The sequence below is a fragment of the Microcystis sp. M53603_WE2 genome (assembly GCF_030065435.1).
The window spans coordinates 1-6043 of sequence record NZ_JASJFF010000414.1; the positions used below are offsets into that span (position 1 = coordinate 1).

At 45.1% G+C, this 6043-nt stretch carries 3 protein-coding genes; all 3 read right to left on the reverse strand.

Translation table 11 applies throughout. The features are described 5' to 3' along the window. Positions 1-420: 420 nt before the first annotated feature. Positions 421-1593, reverse strand: coding sequence for a hormogonium polysaccharide biosynthesis glycosyltransferase HpsP (gene hpsP / locus PX481_RS08655; RefSeq protein ID WP_288094397.1), 1173 nt, complete (start codon positions 1591-1593; stop codon positions 421-423). A gap of 320 nt (positions 1594-1913) precedes the next feature. Beyond that, the gene (gene trpB, locus PX481_RS08660; RefSeq protein WP_288058763.1) at positions 1914-3161 is read right to left on the reverse strand and encodes a tryptophan synthase subunit beta; all 1248 of its coding nucleotides are present in this window, start codon (positions 3159-3161) and stop codon (positions 1914-1916) included. Between the two features lie 137 nt (positions 3162-3298). After that, positions 3299-5869, reverse strand: a complete 2571-nt coding sequence (locus PX481_RS08665) for a DUF3536 domain-containing protein (protein WP_288094400.1) — start codon at positions 5867-5869, stop codon at positions 3299-3301. Positions 5870-6043 lie beyond the last annotated feature (174 nt).

Below are 6043 nucleotides of genomic sequence, written 5' to 3' on the forward strand. Positions count from 1 at the left end.
GACGGGGTCAATTAATTTGGCTCTGGTGTCTGTTTCTCCTAATCCCATGGTTCTCTCAAGACAGTAAACAGATAACTGATAAGTAGCTGGTTATAATTAAATTAAAAATGGATTTTAGCTTCGATCCCCCCTTAGTACTAGGGTTGATTCATAGTAGGGTTGATTCATGAATCAACCCTACCCTATAGTCCCCCCTTGATAAGGGTGGTGTCTGATAATTTTTAACGCCTACCTACTTAAATGATGAGATGATGACATTGGGGACGGAAATATGAGGAATTAGCGGAGATGAAAGCGTATATTGGAAGTAGAGCCATCCCTAGAAAAGTGAGCTACTGTTATGAACTCTTTTGCGCTTCCCGTCTTTCTGCAATCAGGTTTAACCCTACTGGCATTTTTAGTGCTGGTTATCCTCATGGCCTAAATCTTAATCCGTCTGTCTAGATTTTCATAGACAGTTAACAGCTGTTCAGCGATCGCTGACCAACTATATTGATTTAAGACTAAATCCTTGGCATTTTTCCCTCGTTGTTGGCGAATTTCAGGATTAGTGATAGCCGTTGCCAAAGTATTAGTTAAATCCTCAAGCTGACAAGCTGTCACCCATCCCGCAGCCGCTGCTGCTACCGCAGGATATAGATCCACCCGGTCGGAGATAACCACGGGAATTCCGGCAGCCATAGCTTCTGCCACTGCGATGCCAAAATTTTCATAGTAGGAAGGTAAAACAAATAAATCAGCCCTAGCGAGGAGGCTATTTTTGGCTTCTCCAGTGACAAATCCAGTAATTGTCGTATTTTTGCCCAATATTGACCGCTCGATCTGATTTTTAATCCGATTTTCGTACTCCCTGTCCTGGGGATTGCCTCCTGCTAAGACAAAATGAAAATCTAGGCCTTTTTCTAACAACCTTTCTAAACTGGGCAGCAATAAATCTAGACCTTTTTTCGGATCAAGACGGGACATATAGAGAATGATCGGTTTATTTTCGGGAAGATCAAAACCCACGGGTAGAGCTTGTGGGTTAAAAAAATCTACCCCTAGGGGGATGACAATATCCTTAGTTTTTATATTAAATCTTTCGGCAGTTTGACACTCCTGCTCACTGGTAAAATGAACTGCCGCCGCCGCCGCTAAATTGGGTTTTTCCAGAAAATTGGCATATATTTGTTTAAGTTGCCGTTTTTTTTGCAAATCTGCCGGATCGAGGGTGCCTAGGGGACGGAGAATATAGGGCAGTTGACGGTAACGAGCGATCGAAGCCGATATACTGCTCACTGGGGAGAATAAGGCATGAATATGGGCGATATCGTAATCTTTTGCCCTATTTGCCAACCAAGTAAACAGATCAAGGGAAAATTTATAGCGGCGAAAGGGAGAACAGCGAAAATAATAGATTTGATAGCCATTTTGACTAACAGGGACCCCTAAAGGCACCTCTAGGGGTGCTTGTCCCGTGTCACCATTGGAATCGGTGGTAATAATGGTCACATCTTGGCCTAGTTGCGCCAAGGCCGCTGACAAACCGAGTACCATTTGACTGGGGCCACCATAAACAAGGGAAATCGAAGGAACAATCTGAAGAATTTTCATCGAAAAATTGGGTCAGAAACCCCGCCGTTCTAGGTTGGCTTTACTGTTAAATACTAGCGCATTTGCACGATATAAGTAGGTAGGCACAATTATTTGTAGGATGGGTTAGCGGTAGCGTAACATGAGCAGGCGTTGGGTTTCATGCTTCAACCCAACCTACGTTCATCTTATAGTTAATTCCACCCACCCACTTAACATCGGACTTTAACAGGTCAAAAGCCTTATTTTAAAAGGGTTTTACCATTATTCAGCAGACCCTATGTAAGTTAAACTTATCACACAGAACCTAGAAGAGCCTGATAACTGATAACTGATAACTGTTAACCATTCATTGATAAATATTTAGCCACCGATTGCACATCTTTATCACCCCGTCCAGAGAAATTAATCACAATGCGAGGACTACCGGTCACTTGTGGGCAAAGAGTTTCTAAATAAGCTAAAGCGTGGGCAGTTTCTAGGGCTGGAATAATCCCTTCTAAACGGGAAACTCGTTGAAAAGCTTCTAGTGCTTCCTTGTCGGTGACACTGTAATATTCGGCGCGACCACTATCTTTTAAAAAGCTATGTTCTGGCCCGACTCCGGGATAATCTAAACCGGCACTAATTGAGTGGGCCTCGATAACTTGACCTTCGCTATCTTGTAATAAATAACTCATTGCTCCATGTAGAACCCCCGGTTGACCTTGGGTAAGGGTGGCGGCGTGTTTTCCGGAAGCGATACTTTCCCCGGCGGCCTCAACACCAATTAAACGCACGGAAGCTTCTTTAACAAACTCATGAAATAAACCCATAGCATTAGAACCACCCCCCACGCAAGCGAGGAGAATATCCGGTGAACCGCCCCATTTTTCCAGACTTTGCTGACGGGTTTCCTGACCAATAACCGCATGAAAATCGCGTACCATCATCGGATAGGGGTGGGGACCGGCCACAGAACCAAGGATGTAGTGAGTGGTTTCCACATTTGTTACCCAGTCGCGAATCGCTTCCGAGGTGGCATCTTTCAGGGTTCCTGTCCCGGCGGCCACGGGTTGCACCGTCGCCCCAAGCAGTCTCATGCGGAAAACATTGAGTTCCTGGCGTTCCATGTCGTGAATTCCCATATAAATCACGCATTCTAGACCAAAACGAGCGCAAACCGTAGCGGTGGCCACGCCGTGCTGTCCTGCCCCAGTTTCGGCGATAATTCGCTTTTTACCCATGCGTTTGGCTAATAAAACCTGACCGAGGGCGTTATTAATCTTGTGGGCCCCGGTATGGTTTAAATCTTCACGTTTTAGGTAAATTTGCGCCCCAGTGCCGTCAGCTTTGGCATAATGGGCGGTGAGACGTTCGGCAAAATATAAGGGACTGGGTCTACCGACGTAATCCTTGAGCAGTTGATTTAATTCTTCTTGAAAATCGGGGTCGTCTTGATACTGATTATAGGCCGTTTCTAGTTCACTTAAGGCTGGCATCAGGGTTTCTGGGACGTATTTGCCCCCGTAGCGTCCAAAACGCCCAAAAGCATCGGGATACTGGGTTGCTGTGCCGGCTGAGGCGGCATAAATCGGCGTGATAGTCATGTAAACCTTCGATGAGAGACTTATGATCCATTATAAATCTAAGGGTTTAGTCTCTGGGTTAACCTGAGTTCCAGGGCAATCATCGCCTAACCCACTTAATCATCAAAGGGTGAGCATTGCCCACCCTTTGACTGATTTTACAGCCAAATACTCACATCAACTTTTAACACCTGTCCTAATAGTAATAACCATTTTAATTGAGTCATCGGCCAGGGACAGGCAGCATCTATTGAATTGGACCGCAAAGAATTAAGAACTAGACGACCATGGAAGTAATAATAGTATAATTCCTGAGAGCGATCGAGGGATAATCCTAGCTTTAATTGTTGGCTAACTTCAATTAAACGGGTGATTAAGCGAGTATCCTCCTCCGCCGTTAAAGGATCACCATCGTGTAATAATTTCCCAAGAGATTGCCAGAGCAAACTTTCTAAGGTTTGACGCGCTTCGGGAATATTTAATTGACAGTGTAAATGATTGGCCTCCTTAGCAATAGCAAATAATTGATCGAGATTATTTTCCGTTGCTTGCCGCTGCTCAAAATCTTTTTCTAGGGCATTAATCACCTGTAAACAACGATGAGAAATGGCAATATCGGCCGCTACCTGTAACTCTTGAGGTACGGGCAGCTCATCCCGTTGGAAAGCCGCTAAAATGCCGTAATTATCCCGATAAACTTGGGTGTATAATTGATCGAGACGTTTTTTAGTTTCGGCTGTCACCTTCTGCATGATCCGGTGTCTTTCATCGGCAAAAAGATGGGGTAAAGCAAAGAAGTTTTCTCCCAATCCGCGCCCCATTTCTACGATCATGGTCGAAACACTGGCCTGTTGTAAAGATTCAAAGAGATGATCCTTAAGATTGGTATAGATTAACCGACTGTTAAACGGTTGAATGCAGCAGTAAAAATCCCAACCTCCTAAATGTAGAACAGCAAAGACAAAATGTTCACTTTCTTGGGTAATTTCCGAGGTTAATTCCACCTGTCCCACTGCTAAAGTTAAAGACCCGATCGCTTGTTTTTGATAATCTAATTGACGGGTATTGTAACAATAAATCCGATGATGACTGGGATAATTGGTAAATAGGGAACTAATGGCGTAATGGGCCGCCACCTGTTCCAAATCCACCCGCGCAGAAGTGACCAATTGTCGATAGACATCGGCCCCATCTTGATATAACTTAACGTTACTGGGAGCGAAAGCTAGACGACTGAGGAAATTCATTTCTAATTGAATTCCAGCCACTTCTCCGGCTAATTCCAGGGCCCGGCCAGCATATCTCAAAATTTGCGTACCTTCAGGTCGAGAAATTTCCTCAAAAAACCAGCCACAACTGGTAAACATCAATAAAGCTTGTCTTTGCATTTCTAATAAACGCAAAGCATCGATTTTCTCGCTTTTACTCAGGTTACGACTTTGATGCACAGCGAGGAAATGTTCGATCGCGTCTGGGGATCGATCTAAAATAACTGCAATGTAGTCATCCCTTGTCTGCCAAGGATCGCGGAAAAATTCCTGTCCTTGAATCTCATATACCTTAATCAACTCATCTCTGAGCCAATTTAGGGACTCCCGCAGGGGTTTACGCCATTTTTGCTGGTAATTTCCCCCTCCCCCGCAACCACAGTCATCCTGCCAACGATTTACGCCATGGACACAACTCCAAGCGGTCACGGGTTTTAATTCCACTTCCCAAGTCGGGGGGCAAATACTGAGATAATGGGCGAAATTGGTGACTGTCCAGCCGTTTTTTGGGAAAGATTCCGTAAAAGCATAGCTAAGACACTTCTCTGTCCCCTGTTTGTGGTGGCCGAAGGTTTCCCCATCGGTAGCGACGCTGATTAACTGGGAGGGACGATGATCCCCTTTAATTGCCTGTCCCAGACGACCGACGAGAAAATCACTGCTGGCTAGGACATCATTAAAGCCCATATCCCGAGAAATTGGACCATCGTAGAAGAAAATATCCAGATAACGACCATCGGGGATGTAACAGCGATAGGGACGGGTGGGATCGATTTGACCTCCGGCCACCGCGTGCCATTGGGGATGAGGATCCTGGTCGCTAGGGAAAGGACGACAGCGCAGGGCCTGGGAAGGGGCTAAAATGGTGAATTTAATCCCCTCATCGATTAAAGCTGTCACTGTGGCTAAATCAATGGCTGTTTCCGCTAACCACATTCCTTCGGGATCCCGGCCGAAACGATGCTGAAAATCGGCTTTTCCCCAGCGAATTTGGGTGTATTTGTCCTGTTTGTTGGCTAGAGGCAGAATGATATGATTATAGACCTGGGCGATGGCGTTACCATGACCGTTTAAGCGTTGACAACTTTTTTGATCCGCTGTCAGGATGCGTTGGTAAACTTCGGGATCATGGGATTGCATCCATGACATGAGGGTAGCCCCGATGTTAAAGCTGAGATATTCGTAGTTATTAACTATTTTGATCACTTCCCCCCGGTCATTGTAAATGCGCGCAAAAGCATTGGCACGATAACACTCGTGATGGATGCGTTCATTCCAATTATGGAAGGGATGGGCGCTCGGTTGCCGTTCAATTCTGTCTAGATAGGGATTTTCTCGCGGTGGTTGGTAAAAATGTCCGTGAACCGTGATATAAACTCCGTGAGCGGTTTTCAGGGGATCGACCCCCGTATCGGTATAGGAATAAAAGGTTGTAGAAGGATGTTCAACAAGATAAGTCATAGAAAGGCCTAGAAAATCGTTTTTTTTTGAGCGAAAATAGCTGTAGAATGTAGCGACCTGATGTTTAAAAAAACTGAAAACCTGGCCGTTTTTCACGGCCTTGTGGTCACAATATCACATTTTATTTTCCTAGCAAAGCTAGGGTTAACAATTCGCAACTTCTCTATACACAGC

Coding starts and splice junctions, on each gene's coding strand:
- hpsP (WP_288094397.1), bottom strand. CDS start 1,593: ATGAAAATTCTTCAGATTGTTCCTTCGATTTCCCTTGTTTATGGTGGC.
- trpB (WP_288058763.1), bottom strand. CDS start 3,161: ATGACTATCACGCCGATTTATGCCGCCTCAGCCGGCACAGCAACCCAG.
- PX481_RS08665 (WP_288094400.1), bottom strand. CDS start 5,869: ATGACTTATCTTGTTGAACATCCTTCTACAACCTTTTATTCCTATACC.